The 23,058-nt window shown below is 55.3% G+C and carries 12 protein-coding genes; 3 read left to right on the forward strand and 9 right to left on the reverse strand.

The annotated features are described in order from the left end of the window. Positions 1–22: 22 nt before the first annotated feature. Complete coding sequence (locus KR51_RS01670; RefSeq protein ID WP_022604176.1) at positions 23–1,594, reverse strand: DUF6798 domain-containing protein; 1,572 nt, start codon at positions 1,592–1,594, stop codon at positions 23–25. Between the two features lie 838 nt (positions 1,595–2,432). Here KR51_RS01670 and KR51_RS01675 point away from each other — a divergent pair. After that, positions 2,433–2,981: a hypothetical protein gene (locus KR51_RS01675; RefSeq protein WP_022604177.1), complete on the forward strand. Its 549-nt coding sequence runs from the start codon at positions 2,433–2,435 to the stop codon at positions 2,979–2,981. Between the two features lie 38 nt (positions 2,982–3,019). Here KR51_RS01675 and sir read toward each other — a convergent pair whose 3' ends face one another. Both sir and KR51_RS01685 read right to left on the reverse strand, forming a co-directional pair. Beyond that, the gene (gene sir, locus KR51_RS01680) at positions 3,020–4,981 is read right to left on the reverse strand and encodes a sulfite reductase, ferredoxin dependent (RefSeq protein ID WP_022604179.1); all 1,962 of its coding nucleotides are present in this window, start codon (positions 4,979–4,981) and stop codon (positions 3,020–3,022) included. 367 nt (positions 4,982–5,348) lie between these two features. Then, entirely contained in the window at positions 5,349–7,685 is a 2,337-nt protein-coding gene (locus KR51_RS01685) for a purple acid phosphatase family protein (protein ID WP_022604183.1), read from the reverse strand. A 730-nt stretch (positions 7,686–8,415) separates the two neighbouring features. On the opposite strand from KR51_RS01685, the gene KR51_RS21145 reads away from it, so the two are divergent. After that, positions 8,416–8,679 carry an IS1/IS1595 family N-terminal zinc-binding domain-containing protein gene (locus KR51_RS21145; RefSeq protein WP_040654767.1) on the forward strand — a complete coding sequence of 88 codons (264 nt, stop codon included), beginning with the start codon at positions 8,416–8,418 and terminating at the stop codon, positions 8,677–8,679. 558 nt (positions 8,680–9,237) lie between these two features. On the opposite strand, the gene KR51_RS01695 is transcribed toward KR51_RS21145, so the two are convergent. The 6 genes from KR51_RS01695 to ntcA form a co-directional block, all read right to left on the reverse strand. After that, positions 9,238–11,829 (reverse strand): calcium-binding protein, encoded by a 2,592-nt coding sequence (locus KR51_RS01695; RefSeq protein WP_022604185.1) that lies wholly within the window; start codon positions 11,827–11,829, stop codon positions 9,238–9,240. A 1,162-nt stretch (positions 11,830–12,991) separates the two neighbouring features. Next, positions 12,992–14,203, reverse strand: coding sequence for a hypothetical protein (locus tag KR51_RS01700; protein ID WP_022604188.1), 1,212 nt, complete (start codon positions 14,201–14,203; stop codon positions 12,992–12,994). Between the two features lie 588 nt (positions 14,204–14,791). Continuing rightward, positions 14,792–16,291, reverse strand: a complete 1,500-nt coding sequence (locus KR51_RS01705) for a leucyl aminopeptidase (protein ID WP_022604190.1) — start codon at positions 16,289–16,291, stop codon at positions 14,792–14,794. Positions 16,292–16,505: 214 nt separating this feature from the next. Next, positions 16,506–17,951, reverse strand: coding sequence for an AtzE family amidohydrolase (locus KR51_RS01710; RefSeq protein ID WP_022604192.1), 1,446 nt, complete (start codon positions 17,949–17,951; stop codon positions 16,506–16,508). Beyond that, on the reverse strand, positions 17,948–19,390 hold the full coding sequence (locus tag KR51_RS01715) for a DUF3084 domain-containing protein (protein ID WP_022604194.1): 1,443 nt from the start codon (positions 19,388–19,390) through the stop codon (positions 17,948–17,950). Before KR51_RS01715 ends, KR51_RS01710 begins: the two co-directional genes overlap by 4 nt. 181 nt (positions 19,391–19,571) lie before the next feature. Beyond that, on the reverse strand, positions 19,572–20,255 hold the full coding sequence (gene ntcA / locus KR51_RS01720) for a global nitrogen regulator NtcA (protein WP_022604196.1): 684 nt from the start codon (positions 20,253–20,255) through the stop codon (positions 19,572–19,574). 657 nt (positions 20,256–20,912) lie between these two features. Between ntcA and acs the strand changes: the two genes are divergently transcribed. After that, positions 20,913–22,883 carry an acetate--CoA ligase gene (gene acs / locus KR51_RS01725; RefSeq protein WP_022604198.1) on the forward strand — a complete coding sequence of 657 codons (1,971 nt, stop codon included), beginning with the start codon at positions 20,913–20,915 and terminating at the stop codon, positions 22,881–22,883. Positions 22,884–23,058: the final 175 nt, after the last annotated feature.

Genomic DNA, 23,058 nt, shown 5'->3' on the forward strand with positions numbered 1-23,058 from the left:
TGAGTTTTGCCAGCATCCGGAGTCACTGAACGACTTCGTATAGGAGGTATTTCCGATCGGAATAGATCGACTTAAGTTCGGCGCAGGGAGCTTGTCGATCTTTCTGAACAACGACGTGAGAAACGCCGTATTCCTCGACGATACGGTTGAGTACATCGCACCGATCGCGATCGCCAGTGCGATTGACATTGTAGAACGCTTCTGCGAGGCCGAGTCTCTTATCCCATTCAATCACTTCTGCATCTCTGTAAGGGTGAGTCTTGCGATTTACAAAGATGGGTGCCCCGGTGTACAAACGGAATTTCTGGAGTTTTTTTGTATCCGGGGGCACCAAGTAGATCGACCCGCTCTCTTTTGTTTGATTGATGTAGTTCAAGAGCGGGATCGCGTTGTCGCGTTCGAGGAAAACTAGAACCTGTGCAACTGAGTTATAAATAACTAAGAGGGTTAGAATGGCAACACAACTTCTCAGAAAGAAACGGTATTTAGTGGCAGACGAGACATCCACAATCTCAAACAAGGCAGATTCAAGCTTGACAAGCAAGACGCAGCTGGAGAGTGGAACCAAGAAGACAGATATTCGCCAAGGTGCAACTAAGGCTAGAAAACTACTGTTTGATACGATCTGTAGCAGCGTAAGACAGACTGCGAAGGCAAGTGAGCCTGCTACAATCGCACGCAATTTGCTGCGCTTGAGCGCGATCGCAGCGCCAATAACCAGAGCCAGCTGTAAAGGAAAATCGGGTTTTGTTGCCCAGATGCTCGCATCAGCATGATGGGGAATTCTTTCATTGACAATAATATCTAAGGCAGAGTCTTGTAAAACAGCAATGCTAGGCTGTATCAAGGACAGTCCCATGTGAATAACGACGGGCATGACCAGTATTAAGGCAAAAACTCCCATACTCAAGAGCTTCTTTGCCGACCGGCCGTCCCTGAGGTCTAAAAATATGTATATGGAAACTAAAGCCCCCATGCTGGGAATGTAGGCTGGGTGGAGGTTGCTTGCAAGCCCCAAGGCTAATATAGCTAAGAAGCGCCTTTCTATCAGGAAAAGGTAAACAGACATCAGAATGAACGCACCGAAGCAAGCTGGCTGAAAAACGTCCATCAAGATGGACTGCTTTGCCACTCCTTGATGCAGGAACTTGCCCGTATCCACATCGAAGAACTTGATGTGGACGGTATGGATAGCAATCAAGAGGATCAGAAATAATAGGTAGCGCAGTAGATTCTTTCTAACGTCGTAGAAAGATGAGACGATACCTACGATCGACCAAGCATATGCTCCAAAAAGCAGGAAATAGTAAAAGTAAAATAGGTATTCTACATGAATTGAATAGGTGATTTGTACCAGGAAGCTGAATACAGGTAGCGGGTCGGTCGTACTTGCGAACCAATCTTGCGAGAGAAAGCCGCGACCTGCGTTGGCGAGTCCGTGCAGGAATTTCGTGTGTTGGTTGCCGGCCGAGCTGTAAATGGGATCTTGTGTATAACTCAGTCCAAAAACAACGGCTAAAAAGAAGAACTCCAAGACCTGGAATAGCCATTTTCTGGTTTTCAGTTGTGTAAAGCTGCGGTCGAGGAAGTCCATGCCGAGAACAGTCTGTGTTGAGTTGTGGTGACTACGTTGGGTCGGAGCACGAGCTACATGCAGGAAAGCTAAGGCAATCCATCTTGCAGTGGGTCGCGATCGAGCATTGGATAGTAAGATCCAGCGCGACGGAAAAGCCGATCGCTTCCGCAGAGGATAGCACTTTTGCGATGCCGAACGACACTGGAGAAGTTGCTTCGGATTCGAGTGTGGGGGATCGGGTGCAGACAGTGGGGCGATCTCCCAGTCAATTTCCGCATGCTGTTGCGAAATGCGCGACAAGCGCGCGTGCTCGACCTCGCCATCGTTGCTGCTGTTTGGGGAGGCGATCGCAAAGGCAATCGCCCTGCCCGAAAGCTCCAGTAGGGTGATTGGGTCTCGCGGTTTCGAAGGCGATCGCATCTCCCAAGGGCGCGATCGCCATCGTTTTCCCGTGTTTAGGTAGCCGCTTCCCAGTGAGTTCACAAAAAACTTGACACCCTACAGCCTTTGCTAAGCCAGTGAGGTAAACATGTTTTTTAGATTGACTAAATAGTAGAGGTTTGAGAAATGATGGCGTACCTCACGAGACCAAGAAACGCTGTCGTGCTGCGTCAAGAATAATTTTTAGTGTTCTCATCCTTTCGAACCATTGTCAAAAGGAGTCCCTAGAGATCGCCAACCCTAAATCTTGGACTTGACAGAGCACAAGTCACAGCCAATTGAGTATGTGTTTGCCCTGCTACCTCGCCTGGGGAAGGTTAAGTTTTGGAGAAACCCCGAGAGGCACTCGCGTCAGTCTCGCTATCCTGAATTGATGCACCAAGCGTGCAACTACTGTCCGCAAAGGACATGTCAGATGACATCCAATCCTGCTGACGCAGAGCGCTCCAATACGCCAGAAGGCCCCCAACAGCAGTCCCAAGACGATTTGGACGAGATGGAACTGCAGCGCGATAGTCTCAGGGGGCGAAAATTTACCCTTGCCGATGCGATCGGCCGCGAGGCCGGGTCTTTCCTGAAAGGTGAATCTCCAATTCCAAGGCTCGTGCAAGCAACAATCGCGATCGATACTTTTATCGGTCGCAATCTTGCAGATACGTCTGGAGTCGTGCAAGTCGTTCTGTGTCGTTGGGTTGACGAAAATACGGCACGCGTTAGTCGGCATCTTGACGTGCCACTGCAAGCGCTTCTGGAACTCCTGGAATCGATCGTCGAGAATCCGCCCATTCTGCACGAGTTCGTGTGGCAGGTTGACGTGCAGTGGGGAAAAGTTAATGCCGAGCGCCCTTTTTTCCAACGTCCCGGACAGAAACCGCACCCGGAGGACGAACATACCCACGAGTCGGTCCGTTACCAACTTGTCGAGCTGCGCGATCGCGTTCGTGAGGCGTTAATGCAGGGCTAGCTGCGGGAAATTGGTCCGGTTAGGCAAACTAGTTGCATCTACTCGTCCTTTGCCAAATATGCCTCAATGGCGTCGGCTGCCAACTGCGTCATGCTGATATTGTGTCCCTCTGCAGCTGCCTTCAGGCGATCGTGCAGGTCGTTGTAGATGCTAATGCGGTAGCGACGACCTTTACCGCGTCGCGATATCTGCGTCGATTCACGAGCATCAGCAGGGGTAGCGATAGCGGAGCCCGCGGCCGTCAGGGGTTCATAGCTATTCACAAATGCACGGATAGCGTCGAAGCCAACGCGATTGCAGAATTCGCCAAAGCTCTCACTCGCACGGCGATCGCGTGCAAAGAACCCCAGGATCGGCTCCAGATGTTCCTCTAAGCAATCGGCGGGCAGGCGCTCCATATAAGGACGTGCCAAGTGCGTTTGATTGGGCGTGCCGCCGAGCCAGAGCTGATAAGCTCCCGGCGCGCTGCCGACAAAACCTAACTCGGCCATGTACGGACGCGCGCAGCCGTTCGGGCAGCCGGTCATGCGGACGACCGGATGCTCCTGCTCCAAGCCAAGCTTATCGAGCATTGCGCGGATGCGCTGCAGGATACCCGGAATCGCGCGCTCGGATTCGACTATCGCCAAACCACACGTCGGCAGTGCCGGACAGGCCATGGCGTAGCGTACCAGTGGGTCGATTGCCTCGGGGTCGGTGACAACGCCGCGATCGCGCAGGATTTGCTCGATGTCGGCTTTCCATGCCGGCTCGACCTCGTAAAGGATAATGTTGTGGTTGGGCGTCAGGCGCATCGGCAACTCGTAACGCTCGACGATCGCCTGTAGCGCACTTTTAAGGCGGAAGTCACCCTCATCTTTGACGCGACCGTTTTCTACAGATAGTCCGAAGAACCACTTGCCGTCTCCTTGCTCGTGCCAGCCGAGGTAGTCTTCGTACTGGAAAGGCGGCAGCGGCCGGGCCGGCGCGATCGCCTTACCGAAAAATTGCTCCACGTGGCGGCGGAACGTCTCTATACCCCAGTCAGCCAAGAGGTACTTCATGCGGGCGTGGCGGCGTTCGACGCGATCGCCGTAGTCGCGCTGGGTTGCAACGATTGCCTTGATGAGATCGTAAATGTCGCTTTTATCGACATACCCGAGGGAGTCGGACAGGCGTGCGAACGTTTCTTCTTTGTTGTGGGTGCGTCCCATCCCGCCACCGACAAAGACGTTAAAGCCCTCGAGCTCGCCAGCAGCGTCGGTCATCACGACGAGGGTGACATCGTGGGTGTAGACATCGACGGAGTTGTCGCCGGGTACCGTAACGCAGCACTTGAACTTACGCGGCATGTAATGAGTGCCATAGAGTGGTTCTTCACCGCTATGGACGAGCGTTCCGTTGCCATTGCGCTGACGAGCGGCTTTGACAGCTGGATCTTCTTCAGCGCTGATAGATTTCTCGCCGTCAAGCCAAATTTCGTAATATGAGCCGGTTTGCGGGGTCAGCAAGTCGGCAAGATTATCGGCATATTCCCAGGCGTAGCGATATTCGGGTCGATTTTTATAGGGGGCGGGCGGAGCCATCACGTTACGGTTGAGGTCGCCGCACGCCCCGAGGGTCGAGCCCATGCTCTGGACGATTGTCGCGATTGTCTGTTTGAGATTGCGCTTGAGAATGCCGTGGAGCTGGAATCCTTGGCGGGTGGTGACGCGCATCGTGCCGTTGCCGTACTCGTCCGCCAGGCGATCGAGGGTGCGATACAGTTGCGGTGGGATAAAGCCGCCGGGGTTGCGGGTCCGAAGCATGAACTGATAGTCCTTCTCCTGCCCTTTGCGGCGATTGTCCCGGTTGTCCTGCTGGTAGGAGCCGTGGAACTTGAGGATCTGCACGCCCTCTTGGCTAAAGTGCGTAGTATCTTCAAGCAACTCGCTGGCCAGCGGCTCGCGCAAGAAGTTGCTGCGCTCCTTGATACCTTCGAGTCGGGAAGCGTTGCGGGATTTAGCAGGCGGGGTAACCATCGGCAGTTGCAGAGGCGCGGTATCGTCACACTTCGAAAAAGTGGATCTCCGGTAACCCGGTCGGGATTGCGGAGATCACTTCCATGGTAACGCTGCGAGGCATAGTCCACTTAACGGCGTGCTTTAGAAAATTGGCACTGTTTTTCGGAGGACTGTTTTTCGGAGGGATGTCTCGGGACGTTGACTACCCAGCCGCGTTCATTCCTGTTAAATCCCTCTGTACGAGTTCTAAGTTCGGTTGTTCAAGCCCTCTTGCTATATGTATTCCCTTACTTTGAGGATATTCTTCTTCCCCATAAGCCGAGGGAAACCCCAGTCCCTCGGCCCTATTGGCTTAAAGTGAGTTGTTCCAGCGAACGGTTGCGGTTTATAGCGCGACCGGACCTTCGAGGATTAGGAAGTTTCCTGCTTTTAGGTCGGCTCCCGGCACGCCCAATAGCGTTGCCAGTTGCACTCCGAGAGCAGAGATCGTCGCGTCGGTCTCACCGCCGATGCTTAGGTCGGAGAATTCGGTGATGCCATCGATGCCTGCAATACCGATAACGTCTTCGCCAATAGTGAAGTCTGTGAAGAGGTTCGTTGTCTCGGGGAGGATGGCACTCGCGACCCAGAACTGGTCGGCATCGCCACCACCAGTAATGATGTTGTTGCCACCGCCGTTCGGGAAAAAGAAGCGGTCTTCGCCTTCACCGCCGGATGCGCGATCGTTGCTGCCGAGGTTGAAGTCGTCATTATCGCCCAAACCATAGAGACGGTTGTCACCACCACCGACGACGCTGTCGAAGATGTCGGGGCCGTTGCCGCCGATCGCGCGATCGCCCGTACCCACCAAGATTTCGTTGACACCGGCACCAGCGTACAGACGGCTACCGCCACGGGTGGAGTTGTCGATGAGGTCACCGCCCGCACCGCCAAAGACAACTGCGTTCTCACCGGCGAAGTCGCCGAGTGCAGAATCAAGTTGGTCCAGACCGATGGTGCCAAATGCCGGCAGCGGTCCCATGACAACTTCTGCTAAAACAATGCCTCGATCGTCAACTTTTAAAGAAATCTCATCTCCATAAACCCGGCGTTCGGTATCGACGAGTTCGTAGTTGGAATCGAGAATCGGGAAACTGTAGACCGGAGTCAACGTGACTTGCGCGCCGCCAGCCTCGCCATTCAGGCGTTCGACGTTAACTTCCAGGTGACCGTAGTGCTTGCCGCCCGACACAAGTTGAGGAACTCCATCGACTTCTTGCCACAACTCAAGCTCGCCCTGGTCGGCGGTCCACTGGCTGAAGGGGTTGTATTTGAGCAGATTGCCGTCGGCATCTGTACGTTCTCCGCGCATCCCATCGCCAGCAACGCCGACATCGTAGTAATGAACGCCAACACCGTCGTTGTCTTCGTCTACAAAACTACGCTCGAACATTTCGCTGTGTCCGGAGAACACGGCGGCAACGCTATACTCCTCAAACAACGGGTGATATTGGCGTAGCGGCGTTCCCCCTTGACCCGAAGAATTTTCGTGATTCATCGGCAAGCCGTGGGTACCGCTGGAATAGGGAACGTGATGGAACTGAACGAAGATAATCCGACCCTGTTCCCGAGCATCTTCGAGTTGAGCGATCGCCCAGTTCCACTGAGCGCTCCCAGGATTGAAGTCGGCTAGATCGGTTCCCCCTTCTGCTTCGTACTGTTCGCGAGTGTAGTTTGCTTGCGTATCCGTTCCCGGCTCGGTAAAGTCCCGACCGCCGACTTGAGGAGGCTGTCCTTCCCCCCCATAATTGTCGCGACTGTCCTCCGGTTCGCCATTGGAGCTGTCGAGAGTCAGGACCGTGACCGGACCGTAATCGACACGATAGTAGGTGTCTTGGTGCTCGGGCGTGCCGTTTTCTGGAGTGTCAAAATACACGCGGTATTTGCTACGACCGAATAGAGGACCGAACCGTTCGTCTTCGTCAAAGCCATACCCACCATTGAGCGCGCCGAAGTTTTCCCAGTTCCCCAGAGCCGGCAAAATGGGATACTCCGACAAACCACTACCAAACTCGCCAGCATTGTGGCGGAAAAATTCGTCCCATCCAGGTTGGAATCCTCCCCCTTGGACGAGATCGCCAGGCATCATCATGAAGTCGGGTTCGCGATTGTTAATAATCTCGAGGTTTTCGCGATACCCGACAGTTTGAGTCAATGGATAGTTGAGGCGGGAGCCAGAAACACCGATATTTTCTGCCCAAAGGCTACCTTCTACTGAGGGACGAGGTAGAGATTCTGGTGCAAGAGCACCCTGCTGCCAATCGCGATTTTGGACGCGACCGCGCGGTTCGGTCTCGCTGTCTGCAAGAGCTACAAAGCGAACCCGATCCCAATCTTCAGCTGTGGGTGCAGTTGAGAAGCTAGCCTCATATACGCTGTCCCCAGCTGTCACAGAATAACTATATGTACTGTTGGGTAAAAGCCCATCTATATCGACAGTATGTTTGTAATTCTCTTCGCCCAGTAACCACGATCCTTGTTCTAATCCTTCGACCTCCTGTGCGAGTTCGGCTGCAGTATAGTCGAGTAATGACTCGAGAGTTGGGTCGCTTGCAAAGCTAACCGGAGCATCCAATCCCGGTCCGTTGATGGTTATCTCTCCGGAAGCGCCATCTTCCGTGAACCAAGTTATGTTCATTCCATCACTAGATGGCTGTTGAAGATAGGGATTGATGCGAAACATTATGATATGCCTCCGTAGGAATGGCGCAGGGAAATTGGTCTATCAACAGAGTACAAGTGTGAGATTAATTGGAGGATAAGGAGAATTTATTGATCGATAAGAAAAGGTTAAGACTTTGCGTCTCGATCGAATAGTTCGTGTTGCCTAGTTGGAGAAAAAGAACGCCTCCAAAGAGTTTTTGGGCTCAACGGCAATACACCCTATTAAACAAGCTAAAAAATATTAATTTCTTCCCACCTCATATCGGTGACCTATTTCCAAGTCGGAGATTGAAGATGGCTTTTATATCGAGCTTTAGGAATCTCTTGCTCCGGGTCAACGGCTAAAGTCTTCCGTCCCGGAACTACCTACGACATGAGTTCGATGGACCCGACTGCTGCAACCCTTACTACTGGGTTGGAATATCCAGTTGCCTGCAGATTATTCGCAACAAACCCCTTAATTGAGAACAGAGGCCTCATTGCGAAAGCCTTAGAAACCCTTGAGAACGATCCATTAAATTGCCATCCCGTAAGCGCTTTTCCAATCAGAATCTAGCTATCCCACATACTGTGAACTTACGTCCCTACTAGGTAGGGGTTGGTATTCTGGCAGACCTTATATGCAAGGCAGCTATTCGGTTGGGTCGGTATCGAAGCTGCAGCTGTGTCCGGGCGATCGCGACACCTGGCACGACAAAATGGCTGGCATTCCTGTACAGTGATGGAGGTAGATCTTAACGAGTTGGAACATGCAGTGCCCTGAGTGCGAAAGCAGCGAATACATCAAACATGGACGCACTCACTATGGCAAGCAACGTTATAAATGCAAAGCTTGCGGCCGTCAGTACGTCGAAGGCTCGGAATACCGCCACATTTCACCAGAGGACTGGGAGTTGGTCGACAAACTGATCCTTGAGAAGCTTCCACTAGCAGGTATCGCTCGGGTCATGGGCATCTCCGAGCGCCATCTACAGAGCTATGTGAATCGCAAGCAGGAGTCCCTCACCCGGTAGGTAAAGTTGATGCAAAAAACGGTAGAAATTGACTCTAGGAATGGATGGGCTGCGGTCTTTCGTATGTTGATAGTGTGGAAAGCATTGAGTTTGGATTGCTTTTGACGCGGATACTTGGATGATGGTTGTTCTATTCATAGAAGACTTCAAAGCCAGAGTCACGTGCCAGTTGTGAGAGTCTCGGCTCGGAGAGTACAGACAGTCTGCGGTCTGTTACACGGACTAATGGGCAGCCAATAACGCTGTGGTTCCGAAGAAGCGGCATAAGTCGGTTGGTAAGAAATCTGGAAAAACCCATTACTTGCAAGGATTTAACAAATTTCTTTGCTAGCGAATTCCGTGTCTAGATCGTAAGACTTGGGAGTATACGAGGTAGCAAAGGTACTACCTCGGAGCAATCTAGTATTTCTTCCACCACTACATCAGTTGTTACTGTGCCCCCCCCCATTTTCGCAGTGCATGACAACAAAAAAGCCGAGGGAAGCAAGTCCCTCGGCCGTATGTATTTGAAGTCAGTTGTTCCAGCTAACGGTTGTGGCTTTAGAGCGCAAAGGGGCCTTAGGCAATAACGAAGTCCGTTGCCGTCAGGTCGGCTCCCGGCACGCCCAAGAGCGTTGCCAGTTGCACGCCGAGAGCAGAGATCGTCGCGTCGGTCTCGCCGCCGATGCTCAGGTCGGAAAACTCGGTGATGCCATCGATGCCGGCAATGCCGATGACGTCTTGGCCCATAGTGAAGTCGGTGAAGATGTTTGATGCCTTGGGCAGGATGGCACTTGCGACCCAGAACTGGTCGGCGTCGCCGCCACCGGTAATTACGTTGTTGCCACCGCCATTCGGGAAGAAGAAACGGTCTTCGCCTTCACCGCCTGATGCACGGTTGTTCGCGCCCAGGAAGAAGTCATCGTTACCGCTCAGACCGTACAGACGGTTGTCACCGCCGCCGGCGACGCTGTCGAGGATGTCGGGGCCGTTACCGCCGATCGCGCGATCGCCCGTGCCGACAAGGATTTCGTTAGCACCGGAACCACCGTACAGACGGCTGCCACCGCTGGTGGAATTGTCGATTAAGTCGTCGCCCGCACCGCCGAAGACAGCCGCTTTTTCACCGTCGAAATCGGTAATCGCCGAGTCAAGCGGGTCCGGACCCATCGTGCCAAAGGCTGGAATCGGTCCCACTACTGCGGCTTTCAACGGCTCGGAGATGTTGAACTGGAAGATCTGACCGCCTTGGTCGGCCTGTCGCTCTGCGATGATGCCGCTAGATTCTCCGCGGTGCTGCACCACGCCGATGAACGTTTGCTCGCTCAAAGGCACGCTGCTGATGATTTCTTGTGCGCCGGTGCCTGCAATGTCCTCCTGAGTATAGAACTCGCCGGTTTCGGGGTTCTTCTCCACGAGGTGCGTCACCGCCCAGCTGCCCGAGAACTCCGAGCTCGTCGCTCGCGTGAACGTTTCTGGAATGGCGGCGACTCCGGCAAGTCCCCGGGGATTGTCGCTGCCGCCCGCCGATGCCAAGAAATAACCCGTGTTCGGCTCTACCAGTTCCAGCGAGTCGCCATTGATGGGGAGAACGTACTTCCGCTCGCCGGCATCGTTACCAGAGTCCTCGTCCACAATCAGGTAGTCGCCGTCAGCTGCCTTGACCCACTGCAGACCATCGGGTTGGTCCATCCGAGCTTCGCCGTCTTCGATATGAATCGCGTGGGTCAACGAGCCATCCGGATTCTCCTTACCAATGTGTCCGGCCCCTTTGCCACCCGTCTCCAGCGTCAGCGCGCCGTCTACACCAGCAAGGATCCGCGTAACGTCTGCCGATATGAAGTCCGGCAAGCCATTGCCATCGGCGTCGTTGTTCGCCAGTTCGTTAACGAGATCGGTTAACTCAACACCCAACTGAGCGCTGGGTACGGTCAGGTTTTGGACGAAGCGGTGCTTGGTGGGGTCCGGATCGACAGCGGGGTGCTCGGTCTTGCTGTCGCCGTTGAAGTAGGTGAAACCGCCAGCTTCCACACCTCCACCGGGTTGCTGGTTCGACTCGGTGCTGCCATCTTCCAGCACGTCGCCATCCTGCTCCCACAGGAATATTTCCGTTTCGTTGGCATTCTCGGGGGTGTCGAAGCCGTCCCACCGATAGCTCGTTGGATAGTAGCGCGCACCAAAACTGTTGGGAGCGTCGGCATCCTTGACGTAGTCGTCCAGCATCTTGGTGTCAACATCGACATCCTCAATGCCCAGAGACTCATAGGTCGCTCCATCGAGAGCCATGCCGTAGACTTGACCGTACAGCAAGCCGTTGCGACCCAAGAACGAATCCCGTTCGTTGGCGTCCTCGGCGAGAGGATTGCCTTGCGCGTCTACCCCCTTCTTACCGATGTAAATCGTCATCGGTTGAGGCTCGATTTCGAGGTTGTACCCAGCTAGGACGAAAACCACATAGTCTTCGCTGCCTGGGTTCATCGGCAGGATTTTTTCGAAGCCCCCCTGACCTAATGCGGGTACAGTGTAAGCGGTCTCGTTGGCGACGTCGACCACCATCGAAGCCAAGCCCATGGTGGTGGTGAAGAAATCCTGCCCGGACCCGAGACGCGCGTTCTCTTCAGTGATACCCGCAGCAGCGGCGGCCTCTTCAAACAACTGCCCGATGTTCCACTCTTCACCCATCAAGTACACGTCATCTTCAAGACCGATGCCGTCACCGTACTTGTTAGCTTGCTCGTAATAAGCTCCGCAGAAGGAGTGGAAAAACCAGTCGCCCTGGGTGAGCCGCTGATCGCCCTGCGGGTTGATGTCCGATGGCTCGCCCGAGTCAAACTCAATGACCGTGCCATCCGCCAGGGTTTGGTTGCCCCACTTAGCGCTCAAATCGGTCGGATCGAAGTTTTTGCCATCGACGATCTCGCCGAAAACGTTGTAGACAGTAGAAAACAACTTGCCCGAGCCCTCGAAAATCTCGCTAGCAGGGCTGTCGTTGTTTAGGAAATCTGCAAACCCTTCACGGTTATAGTCGATCGTGTGGACGTGTGAGCCGGTGAAGGTCGCTCCACTGTCCATCACCCAGCCATAGGTCTCGGATTCAGAAGAGCTTAAGGTTGCGTAGGACTCGGACTGATACACGACGCGAACGGTGTCCTCGTCCAGCAGATATGCCACTTGACCGTCCGGGTAGCCCGTTAGGGCTTCACCCGTGTTCGGATCGATCTCACCAACAGTTCCTAACGCCTTAAGAGGCCATTTGAAAAGGGTCTAGTCAGGTATCAAAGTACCCTGAGCGATCCGTAGAAAAGCCCCAAAAGTCCTATTCCCTCGTCGCGAGTCATGTGCCCGATTTCGCGCAACCCGACTTTTCAAATGGCCTCTAAAGTTGCCATACGGGAAATCGGTATCGCCGCTTCCCCCATCCTGCAAATCCTCGGGATTGTAGGAACTGCCTGCCTGCGGAATCAGTGCAGTCGTTTCTCCAATGTTCGGCATCGTTCAAACCTGCTTAACAACCGTGCACATTTAGGAACCCTACGCTTCGCTGAAATCGCGCATGCCAAAAGAGCGAATGTCATACTCGACACCCAGCATTTGACAGCGATCGCGAAGCTGAGAATTCGCTTAAATCGCAGCTCTTCATAGGGTTGCGCGCTCAAGTTAACGGCAAGTTAAGAGACAGGCAAGATTTTTTTTAAATTCGACACGGCGTCATACAAATTCGCGCTGCGCAAAAAAGCTTTACATTCTGGATCTATAGTTAAAGAGTTGGGCGGATAAAAGAATGTTAAAAGTTCCTTTAAAGCTTGTGTATGAGTTTTTAAGGCATCGCTTTAATTCTTTCAATCAAGGACAGATCCGCAAACCACAAGTCGGTTATATTTATTGAGATTATTCGGTTTTCACGAGCAGCAAAATGTCCCCCTAGCTCGCTGTACTTTCAGGTACTTGAAAAACTATTCTCAACACAAAAAACTTCGCACTTCAACGACCCATCAGCACACAAGAATGTGGGTTCGGACTTGGGAGGCTACGGTGAAGCCTCGCTCCAGGAGAAATCGAGACAGCTCGTAAGATGAAGCAGTTGGTCCAAACTAATAGGATCGCGATCGCGTCGGGAGCAGGCGCTGCCGGGAGGTCTTTGTCAACTAAAGGCTGCTCAGAAAGTCGACACTATCATTGGATGGATGCCTCAGATGGTTGGCTACGCAGCCGGAATCGTTGTAGGAGATGATTTCTGCCGGGAAGCGTTGACTCTGCTGGGAGATATTGCTCATCGGGCAAGGGTCAGCAAACCAAGACACCATCCGACTCAGTTAAATTGCTAATCCCGTCATTATGAAGATCGGTTCTCGGTGTTGGATGTCAACACAGTTACGCCTTCGATCGCTCGACCCACGAGAATGCGTTCGTGGTTTTTTTGCGTCATCAAGCTGCCATTTCCATCTGCTCTAATCGCGAACACGCCGCTGCCGTTGGTGTAAACTATCGTTCCGTCTTCAGCTAAGTCATAAGACAAAACACTCTTCGCCAAAATTTCCGGAACTCCTTCCACGCCCTGACGGACCAATTGCCAACTGGGCGGTACCAAAGCAGGTGCATCGGTTTCGCCTCGATGCTTTTTGGGGAGGTTCTCTGGGAAAAACGTACCACCTAACGTCCGCAATGGCTGACGCCCCACTTCTTGACGGGTCGTGGCATTTATTAGAGGCTGTCCTGTTGTCATTTGACTGAAGATATTGAAAAACTGAAAAATTGCGTAGAGCAATCGAACGGGCAACAAAAGCAAATCTTTGAGAAGCTGAGTGAGGCTGAATCCGCCGAGGGGTTTGTAGGGACGCCGAATGTAATATAGCCAGCCATCAGCAGAACACTGCGGGCCTAAAAGGTCGGATTTTGGGTCTTCAGCAAGAGTGCGGACGTCTTGCTGCTCGAAATCCAGCTCCATGATGGCAAAAGGCGCGCGGTTGACCACGTATCCTTGGCTGTTGCGGCTGACCCCGGCGGATTGATACACGATCGCCTTGCGCGCGCGATCGCTCCAGTGTGGGGCGCAGTCAATTGAATCTCCTTCTGTGAGGTCGAGGGGACGGTGGTCGTTGAGTTCTAATGTTGCTAGGTTGCTGATGCCCGTGGGATAGTTTTTCGTGCAGGCCATGAGCTGGTGCTTTTTACTGAAGTCCAGAAAGCCGATTTGAAACTCCGTGCTGTGAAACAAACGCCGTTCGCTTTGCTGCGTCGGATTGTATTGAAACAGACCCCCTAATTCTGTGGATTCGAGCGTGTAGAGCAACTGGTCTTGCTCGATCCGACAAATACTGGTGATGTGCACGGGGACCGCCGCTTCGGTGTGGGTGTTTTGTCGATCGCCGGTCGGAGGTTGCAGCATTGCCCGGATGCTGCGATCGCGCAACGCCTGACGTCGCTCGTTTTGAAGCCGCCGCTCCTGAACCGACCGCCCGAACTCGCTTTCAATTTCGCGAACGGCTTGGTTGTCTGGCTTGAAGTACAGTTTGCCTTGGGATAGATAAGCAACACTCAAAGACACCGTCGTTCCTTTCTCCTCGTTCCAATACGCCCCGTGCTTGAACTGATTATGCCAGAGAGCTGCCGAATACTTGGCTCGCAGCAGGGGGTTCAAGTCTCCGGGTCAAGCCCTGGGCTTGCGGTCAGCCTTCGCACCGATTCAGGGACATTTCTACCCTCATCAGCGCAAACTGAGCGCTAGAGATATCGTGAGTTCACGAGCAAAAATGGGAATGTTTGCGGGATTTGATAGTAATTAAGGCGGCAATTTACGCAGCTGCATAACCAACGGCTCGAGGCATCCCACGAAAAGGAAGGTGGATTTTCTGAAGCTCGCTGATAAATTGACAGTGCCCTTTTCTTGTACCCCGCGAATAGCCAGCACCCGCACCCCAATCCGAAGGGGTGGGGTGCGGAATCAACTGTGTGGCTTCGTTAACCCGGGCGGATCTATTTGCCACTGTTCGAGTTTCGTCTTAAAAACGAGACCGGTTGCCGCGATCGCGCTCGGATGGCACCCTCAACAAGACGGAGAACTCGCACTAAGGCAGAGCCGAATCGCCGAATAGAACCCTGCCTTTAGCGCGCAACTAATGTGCATCAATGCAACTTAGGCGAGCACCCAATTCACCAGCGTCCGGACTGGGAAGCCTGTCGCGCCGGAGTTGTTGACGCCGCTTTCTTTATCTGCCCAAACCGGGCCGGCAATGTCGAGGTGTGCCCAGGGCGTATTCTCGATGTATTGCTTCAAGAACAACGCTGCTGTGATCGCGCCACCCGGACGCGGCCCGGTGTTTTTCATGTCCGCGATGTCCGACTTCATACCATCGAAATACTTATCTTCTAGAGGCATTTGCCAGAACTTTTCGCCCGCAGCTTCGGCAGCATTTTTGAGTTCGGTCGCGATCGTTTCATCCGTACTCCACAGACCGCCGATTTCTTTGCCGAGCGCCACCATGCAGGCACCCGTGAGCGTTGCCAAATCGACGATCGCGTCAACCTCCAACTTCTCAGCAAACACCAACGCATCGGCCAGCGTCAGGCGACCTTCGGCATCGGTGTTGTTGACTTCAATGGTTTTCCCATTGGATGCGGTCAGAATGTCGCCGGGGTGCATTGCACGGCCGCCGATCATGTTCTCCGTCACCGCGCTGATGAAATGCACTTCCACGTCCGGCTTCAGTTGCGCGATCGCCTGCGCTGCCCCATACGTGGCAGCCGCACCGCCCATGTCCATTTTCATAGTTTCGATGCCGCTGCTCGCACTTTTGATGTTGAGGCCGCCTGAGTCGAAGGTCAGCCCTTTCCCCACAATCGCGACTTTGCGGCGCGGCATGCCCGCGGGTTTATAAGTCATGTGCACTAACTTCGGCGGTAAGTCCGATGCCTGCGCGACGCCCAAAAACGCCCCCATACCCAGACGCTCGCAGTCTGCTTTTTCTAATATTTCGAGGGTTAAGCCGTACTCGGCGGCGAGTTGTTCGGCAGTTTCTGCCATCGTCAGCGGCGTCACCGTGTTAGCCGGGCCGTTAACTAACTCGCGAGCCAAAATTGTCCCGGCAGCGATCGCTTCGCCTTTGGCAATTGCATTGTCGCGATCGCCGACTCCCAGCAAGTCGATGGTTTCTAGCTTGCGTCCCCTGGCGTTTTCCTCGGGATCGGATTTGAAACGTTTGTCTTCGTGCAGCCCGAGGATTGCACCTTCGGTCGCGATCTGCGCCACGATTGCAGGGTCGTAGTCCGCAATGGGCAAAGCCAGCCCGAGGGTTTGGCAGTGCTGGTTAGTAGCGATGCGGGCGCAGGCAGCGGCAGCGCGACGGAGCGTGTCGAGGGTCAGGGCATCGCGATCGCCCAAGCCGATCAAAATAATTTTGCGGACGGTACTGCCCCCACCAATGCGGGCGCAGGCACTTTTTCCAGGTTTGCCTTCAAACTGGGTTTCCTCGATCAGCTCCGCGATCGTGCCGGACAGTTTGGTGTCCAGTGCCGCGAGGTCGCCGGTCAACTCGGTGTCGGTGAAAAGCCCGAGCGCCAGCGCGTCTCCAGACCAGTCGAGTTGGGAGGTGCTGGTGCCGCGAACCAGGAGCTGCGGTTGCGTTTGGGTTGGCATGAGGTTTTGCGCTTACGTCTCTTTACGATTCACCTTACAATCTCTGGTGGATTGCCTGCATGCAGCAGGAACTGAGGCGATCGCCTGGGCTCGAATCTATATCATTCTGCTGACTTTATAGCTCGGCATAGATTCGATGTTCTCCACCCTTACGGTCGTCCTCGGCCAATTCCCTTGATTGTTCGAGCCTTACGCGCAGCGCGATCGGGAAATGCTATTCCGTCAGCAGAGGTGCGATCGCCGCTCGGACTATTCCCGCACGCTCCAGGTACGCGGCAACTCGCAATAACAGCCCGTCGTTGTGCGGTGCAGCCACCAACTGCACGCCCAGCGGCAACGCTCCCGACCGCCCATCTTCAGCTGCAACTGGCACCGACAGCGCGGGCAACCCGATAAACGACAGCGGCTGCGTAAAGCGCCCCAAATTCGGTCGAACCGCAACGGCTTCACCGGCAATCTCGACGATCGCTTGTCCGAGGGGCGGCGCTCTACACGGCGTCGTTGGCGTTAGTAACACGTCTACCTCGTCGAACAGCGCGCGAACGCGTTCTCCAAATATGCGTCGGAACCGCTGCGCGCGCAGATACCACTGACTCGGTACCAAAGCTCCAGCCAAAAAACGATCGCGTGTCGCCGGGTCAAAATCCTGCGGGCGATCGCGGAGATTGCTCAGATGTTGCTGCGCGCCTTCGGCAGCCGTAATTAGGTACGCCGCACCGCGCGCGCGCTCGGCATCCGGAACGGTCACCCGCCGCGTCGCGCTCAGCGCTCGTGCCACCTGCTCGACCGCCGCGATCGCCTCGGGGTCGGCTCCAGACGCGAAGTAATCGTCAGCGATCGCGACCCGCACGCCAGTGAGGTCGAGCGGACCGGGCGTGTCCGGGTCTAGGTCCGCATTCAGACCCGTCTCGGGCGGCGGCGGGGTGCAAACCGGATCGCGCGGGTCTGCCCCTTCTAACACGCGGCAGGTGTAGGCCAGGTCGCGCGGCGAGCGAGCAAACGGGCCGATGCAGTCCAAACTCGGCGCGAACAACACCGTCCCCGCACGCGACAGGCGTCCGTAGGTCGGTCGCAGTCCGAAAATGCCGCACAGCGCTGCCGGAACGCGGATCGAACCGTTCGTATCCGAGCCCAGGGCCAGCGGTACGAGCCCGGCCGCCACTGCAGCAGCCGAACCGCCAGACGATCCGCCCGCGATCCGTGCGGGGTCGTGAGGGTTGGGCGTCGCGCCGTAATGAGCATTTTCGGTAACGAAACCGTAAGCGTACTCATCCATATTGGTTGCCCCAACGAGGATCGCCCCAGCTGCCTGCAGGCGCGCGATCGCCGTGGCATCGCGGCGAGCTGGCGGGTCGTCCCGGTTGATTTTTGCTCCCGCCAGTGTCGTCACGCCCGCGATATCGAACAGGTTTTTGACTGCAAACGGCACGCCGGCTAGCAGACCGGGTTCCTCCCCGCGCGATCGCCGCGCGTCCACCTGCCGGGCCGCCGCGATCGCCGCCGCGTCAGTGACGGTCGTAAAACAGTTGCGCTGGGGATTCTCCCGCGCGATCGCCGCTAGTGTCGCCCGCACCACTACTTCTGCCGTCACGGTGCCCGCACGCACGGCCGAGGCAATCGTCGTTGCGTCAGCCGTTCGCCAGTCGCGCTCACGGCTCATTCGTCCCGCTCCGGGTTGGACCCGTCGATACCATCAGCATTGCGATCGGAGCTGTCCTCGTTCTCGGGATCGCTGTCGATCGCGGTCTCTCCGTTATACAGAGCCACGAGCTGCAACTCCAGCGGTCCTGCAGCGTAGGTGGTATCCGACGCGATCGCGCGAATCTGCTCGACGGCGGCATCGGTATCCACAATGCGCTCGATGAAGCGCACCGTCCCGAGATCGTCCGCACCGACGCGAATTTTCCCCAGGAGCCCGGCCCGCTGCGCCTGAAACTGCGCTGCTACCAACAACAGCTCCAACCGAGCGGTAAAATCGTCTGTCGACTCAACCGACACCGACGCGATTACATCTCCCGCCCCGAACACCTCGCGATTGGTTGCTACATTCAGAATCACGCGGATGTTCTCTTCGCCGAGCAGGTAATTACCAGCCGAGAGCACCTGTATGACGTACTCATTGCCGTCGCCGATCGCCTCAACAAGTTGTTCTACCTGCTCGCGCGAAACCTCAATAATCTGCCGCTCGATTGTCGAGACGCCGGGCTGCGTCTGTGCGATCGCGAAGCGATTGGCTTCGCGCAACACCACGTCTACTACAGTTTTGCCAAAGGCCGGATCGTTAAGGCGGACGACGTTGATCGCCAGGGTTTGACCGCGGACAAGTGCCACGTCTCCTTGTCGCAGTGCTTGGTAATACTGGAAGTACTGTTCTAGCTTGGCAACTTCCTCGCGCAAATCAGCCGTTTTCTGTGTGAGGTCGCTCAACACTTCATCTCGCTGCGCGATCGCAGTATCGAGGTTGGCAATGCGGCGATCGCGCGCCTGAATTTCCGACTGTAACGTGCTGCGTTGAGCTTCGAGGTCTTTCAAGCGCACGGCACTGGCATCGAGGCGTTCTTCTTGGGCGGCGATTTCTTGCTCTTGGCGGGTCAGTTCGGTATCGCGTTCGGCAATTTGCTCCTGCAAGCGATCGCGCTCCGCAACTAATTCCTCGCGTTCGCCGCGCAACCCGGCAACTTCCTCGGTCACGGTGGCAAGCTGCGACTGTGCGGCTGTGAAGTCGGCGTTCGTGCGCTCTAAATTAACCAAGGCGCGCTCTTGTGCAAAGCTGACGGCTGCCAGCTCCTCGTCAACCCGTTCCTTTTCCTCCGAGACGCTTGCTAGTTCCTTCTCGATCTCGCGGCGTTTGGTTTGAATTTCGTCGAGACGAAACAGTCCGTCGCGTAACGACTCGCTCAGGGCCAGCATAATGCCCAAGGTTGAGGCTGCGATTGCCGTTCCCGTCATCACCGTTACGACCACAGCAGTCTGACGCGGGCGCAACTTAAACAACCGCAAGCGCGCCTTGCCCACTTTCGAGCCGATGCGATCGCCTAGTGCTGCCAGGACCCCGCCCAAGAGCAGAATGGCAACAATCAAAATGTAGGCGCTGGTCATTAGCAGAGACTACTCGTGGCAGAAATTACTCAAGGACAGGCACGTGAAAGAGACCCATCGCCTACAGATTAGCCCATGAAACCCATCGGTTTCCGAGTAATTGAAACCCTGCGGCTTGGCTAACGGCAAGACTCTCGCGATCGCGCGGCAGCGGCACTGTGCAAAAAAACTAGATTTGTCCTTAGGAAAACTGCTGGCTGAGAGCAACGGGGTTGTGTACGGTAATTTTTTTCTTATGGATCGAAATCATTTCTTTCTCGCGCAGTTCGCCGAGCAGGCGCGTTACCGTCACCCGCGTCGAGCCGATTGCCTCGGCGATCGCCTGGTGGGACAGCTTGAGGTCGATGCGAATGCCCTCGGGAATCGGTTCGCCGAAATCGCGGCAGAGAATCAGTAAGAAGCTGACCAAGCGCGAACCCATATCGCGATGAGCGAGGGTCTCGATCATCATCTCGGTCTGCAAAATCCGCGACGACAATCCCTGCAGCATGAGGCGGGCGAGTTCGGGATTCTCCACGAATGCTTGGTCGGCTTGTTCGATGGGTGCCGATAGCAATTCCACGGGCGTGAACGCGACAGAATGATAGAAGCGATCCGAACGCTGCCCGGCGACCAGCGACAGGACGCCGAAGACACTGTTCTCTCGCAGCAAGGCAACGGTTATTTCCTCGCCAGACTCGTAAACGCGCGAGAGCTTAACCGCCCCGCTGAGGAGGAAGTAAACGCGCTCGGCTGGATCGCCTGGAAAAAAAATCGTTTTGCCGCGTTCGTAGGTTTCCACCATCGGTGCGAGCATGCCGCCACCGATTTGGCGGAATAAGTCTTCTAGGCTGCGTTCGCGAGCGGTATGGGGAGTAACGTTCATAGGGCAGTTGCTACGGTCGGCAAAGCGGTCAGCAGCAAGAAAGGTCGAGCAATGGGGAGACTCGAGACAGCTGATACGACTGAGTTGCTGTCAGGATGTTGCCGAATCAGTCGATTGCTACTTCAAGCTTCGATCATAATGATACATTTGCTGCAAAAAAAATCTTGGCAGCGGGCACCGCAAGCTCTGCAGCTCCCGATTGCTGGTGCATGTTACACGCCCGAGTCTCTAGGTGGGACAAGCGCTGGTGTGACGTTTCGGCAACCGGGTTGACGTGGAACATCAACCGAGCAGTTGTGGGCGATCGCGCCTGTCGGGACTGCTAAGACTCGGTCGAGTGCAACGGCTGGCGCAGCCACCGTGCAGAGCCGGGACGTTTCCGAGTTGAATGTCCCGAGCTACAAGTCCTTGCATAACTGATTTCAATAAACGGATAGCGGCGACGCTATGAGCGTTTGCAAACGGCGACGATCTTGGGGTGTAAGGTAAGACAACCGCGCTGCATTTCACACCTACATGAACCGATGCTACAGTGCCCAAAGCGAGTGCTCGATTCTTCCTTACGAAACGTTTAACTTATAGCGATTTAACTTCAGGGGACGCGATCGCATCTCACATAATCGAAGATATGGAGTCTCATGACGAGGGCATGCACTTATGTCGCAACCAACGATTGAATCAATTCTTAACGAAAACCGCTTGTTTGCACCGCCAACCGAACTGGCCGAGCAAGCTCATATCAAAAATTTAGAAGAATATCGTCAATTGCAAGCCCGCGCCACGACCGATCCGGAAGGTTTTTGGGGAGAACTTGCCGCACGGGAATTAGAGTGGTTCGAACCGTGGACTCAAGTCCTCGACTGGCAGCCGCCGTTTGCAAAGTGGTTCGTGGACGGCAAGCTGAATATCACCCACAATTGTCTCGATCGCCACCTGAGCACGTGGCGGCGCAATAAAGCCGCGCTGATTTGGGAAGGCGAACCCGGCGACTCGCGGACCCTGACCTACGCGCAACTGCACCGCGAAGTTTGTCAGATGGCTAACGTTCTCAAGCAGCTAGGCGTGCAGAAAGGCGATCGCGTTGGCATTTATATGCCCATGATTCCCGAAGCCGCGATCGCGCTGCTGGCATGCGCTCGCATCGGCGCGCCCCATACGGTCGTTTTCGGCGGATTTAGCGCAGAAGCACTCCAAAATCGCTTGGTAGACGCCAAAGCCAAGCTCGTGATCGCGGCCGATGGGGGCTTTCGCAAAGATAAAACCGTTCCGCTGAAAGTTGCTGTTGACCGAGCTCTCGCTGACAATGGCGCGCCTACGGTCGAGCACGTGCTGGTCGTCAAGCGGACGGGCGAGGCGGTCGAAATGGTGGAGGGACGCGATTACTGGTGGCACGACCTGCAGGCAGGGGCATCCGGTACTTGCCCGGCCGAACCGATGGATAGCGAGGACATGCTGTTTATCCTCTACACCAGCGGTACCACAGGCAAACCTAAGGGGGTCGTTCACACTACAGGCGGCTATAATCTTTATTCCCATGTCACGCTGAAGTGGGCCTTCGACCTCAAGGACACCGACGTATATTGGTGTACCGCTGATGTCGGCTGGATCACCGGGCACAGCTACATCGTTTACGGACCGCTTTCCAACGGCGCGACAACCCTGATGTACGAGGGTGCACCGCGACCCTCGAATCCAGGGTGTTTGTGGGACGTGGTGGAAAAGTACGGCGTATCGATTTTCTATACCGCACCAACGGCTATTCGCGCGCTCAGCAAGCTCGGCGATCGCTACCCGAACGCCCGCGATCTATCCTCCTTGCGGATCCTCGGCACCGTCGGCGAACCGATCAACCCCGAAGCGTGGATGTGGTACCGGCGGGTTATCGGCGGCGATCGCTGCCCGATTGTCGATACTTGGTGGCAGACGGAAACGGGCGGCTTTATGATTTCGCCGCTGCCGGGGGCGACACCAACGAAGCCCGGCTCGGCAACTTTTCCATTCCCGGGCATCCAAGCTGATGTTGTCGATATGGAAGGTAACCCGGTCACCGGCAATGAGGGCGGCTATTTGGTCGTCAAGCATCCCTGGCCGGGCATGATGCGCACCGTTTACGGCAATCCCGAACGATTCCGCCGCACGTATTGGGAACACATTCCGCCCAAAGACGGGCAATATCTGTACTTCGCCGGCGATGGCGCCCACAAAGATGAGGACGGATACTTCTGGATCATGGGTCGCGTGGACGATGTCATCAACGTCGCCGGCCACCGCCTCGGCACGATGGAAGTGGAATCGGCGCTGGTCTCTCACCCCGCCGTCGCGGAAGCTGCTGTCGTCGGACGCAACGACGAAATCAAAGGCGAGGATATCTTTGCCTTTGTCATTTTGGAAACCGATCGCGATCCGAGTGACGCGTTAGCCGCAGAGCTGAAGCAACATGTTGTGCGGGAAATCGGCGCGATCGCCCGTCCAGGAGGAATCCGTTTTACGGACGTCCTGCCGAAGACGAGATCGGGTAAGATCGTGCGCCGCGTGTTGCGCAGCCTCGCTTCCGGGGAAGAAGTTGCCGGCGACACCTCCACTCTGGAAGATCGCAGTGTCCTGGAAAAGTTGCGCGCGGGCGAATAAGTTAAAGCCTTTAGAGCGAAGGGATAAAGATATTTCTTCGCTCGGTGCCGGAGGAGTTGCCGCGCGTCATGCATCGGATGATAGTCCTGAAGTGTGATGCTCGTGTTGGTTAGGAGCATGGCTACGTTCGGGTTCTGCACCTACGCCATCTTCACCGTGCAGGACTACCGAATTA

It is taken from the genome of Rubidibacter lacunae KORDI 51-2, from assembly GCF_000473895.1.
GTDB lineage: Bacteria > Cyanobacteriota > Cyanobacteriia > Cyanobacteriales > Rubidibacteraceae > Rubidibacter > Rubidibacter lacunae.

What these genes read in the sequence shown, in the direction of transcription:
- KR51_RS01670 (WP_022604176.1), bottom strand. Translation starts at nt 1,594, where the DNA reads ATGGACTTCCTCGACCGCAGCTTTACACAACTGAAAACCAGAAAATGG.
- KR51_RS01675 (WP_022604177.1), top strand. Translation starts at nt 2,433, where the DNA reads ATGACATCCAATCCTGCTGACGCAGAGCGCTCCAATACGCCAGAAGGC.
- sir (WP_022604179.1), bottom strand. Translation starts at nt 4,981, where the DNA reads ATGGTTACCCCGCCTGCTAAATCCCGCAACGCTTCCCGACTCGAAGGT.
- KR51_RS01685 (WP_022604183.1), bottom strand. Translation starts at nt 7,685, where the DNA reads ATGTTTCGCATCAATCCCTATCTTCAACAGCCATCTAGTGATGGAATG.
- KR51_RS21145 (WP_040654767.1), top strand. Translation starts at nt 8,416, where the DNA reads ATGCAGTGCCCTGAGTGCGAAAGCAGCGAATACATCAAACATGGACGC.
- KR51_RS01705 (WP_022604190.1), bottom strand. Translation starts at nt 16,291, where the DNA reads ATGCCAACCCAAACGCAACCGCAGCTCCTGGTTCGCGGCACCAGCACC.
- KR51_RS01710 (WP_022604192.1), bottom strand. Translation starts at nt 17,951, where the DNA reads ATGAGCCGTGAGCGCGACTGGCGAACGGCTGACGCAACGACGATTGCC.
- KR51_RS01715 (WP_022604194.1), bottom strand. Translation starts at nt 19,390, where the DNA reads ATGACCAGCGCCTACATTTTGATTGTTGCCATTCTGCTCTTGGGCGGG.
- ntcA (WP_022604196.1), bottom strand. Translation starts at nt 20,255, where the DNA reads ATGAACGTTACTCCCCATACCGCTCGCGAACGCAGCCTAGAAGACTTA.
- acs (WP_022604198.1), top strand. Translation starts at nt 20,913, where the DNA reads ATGTCGCAACCAACGATTGAATCAATTCTTAACGAAAACCGCTTGTTT.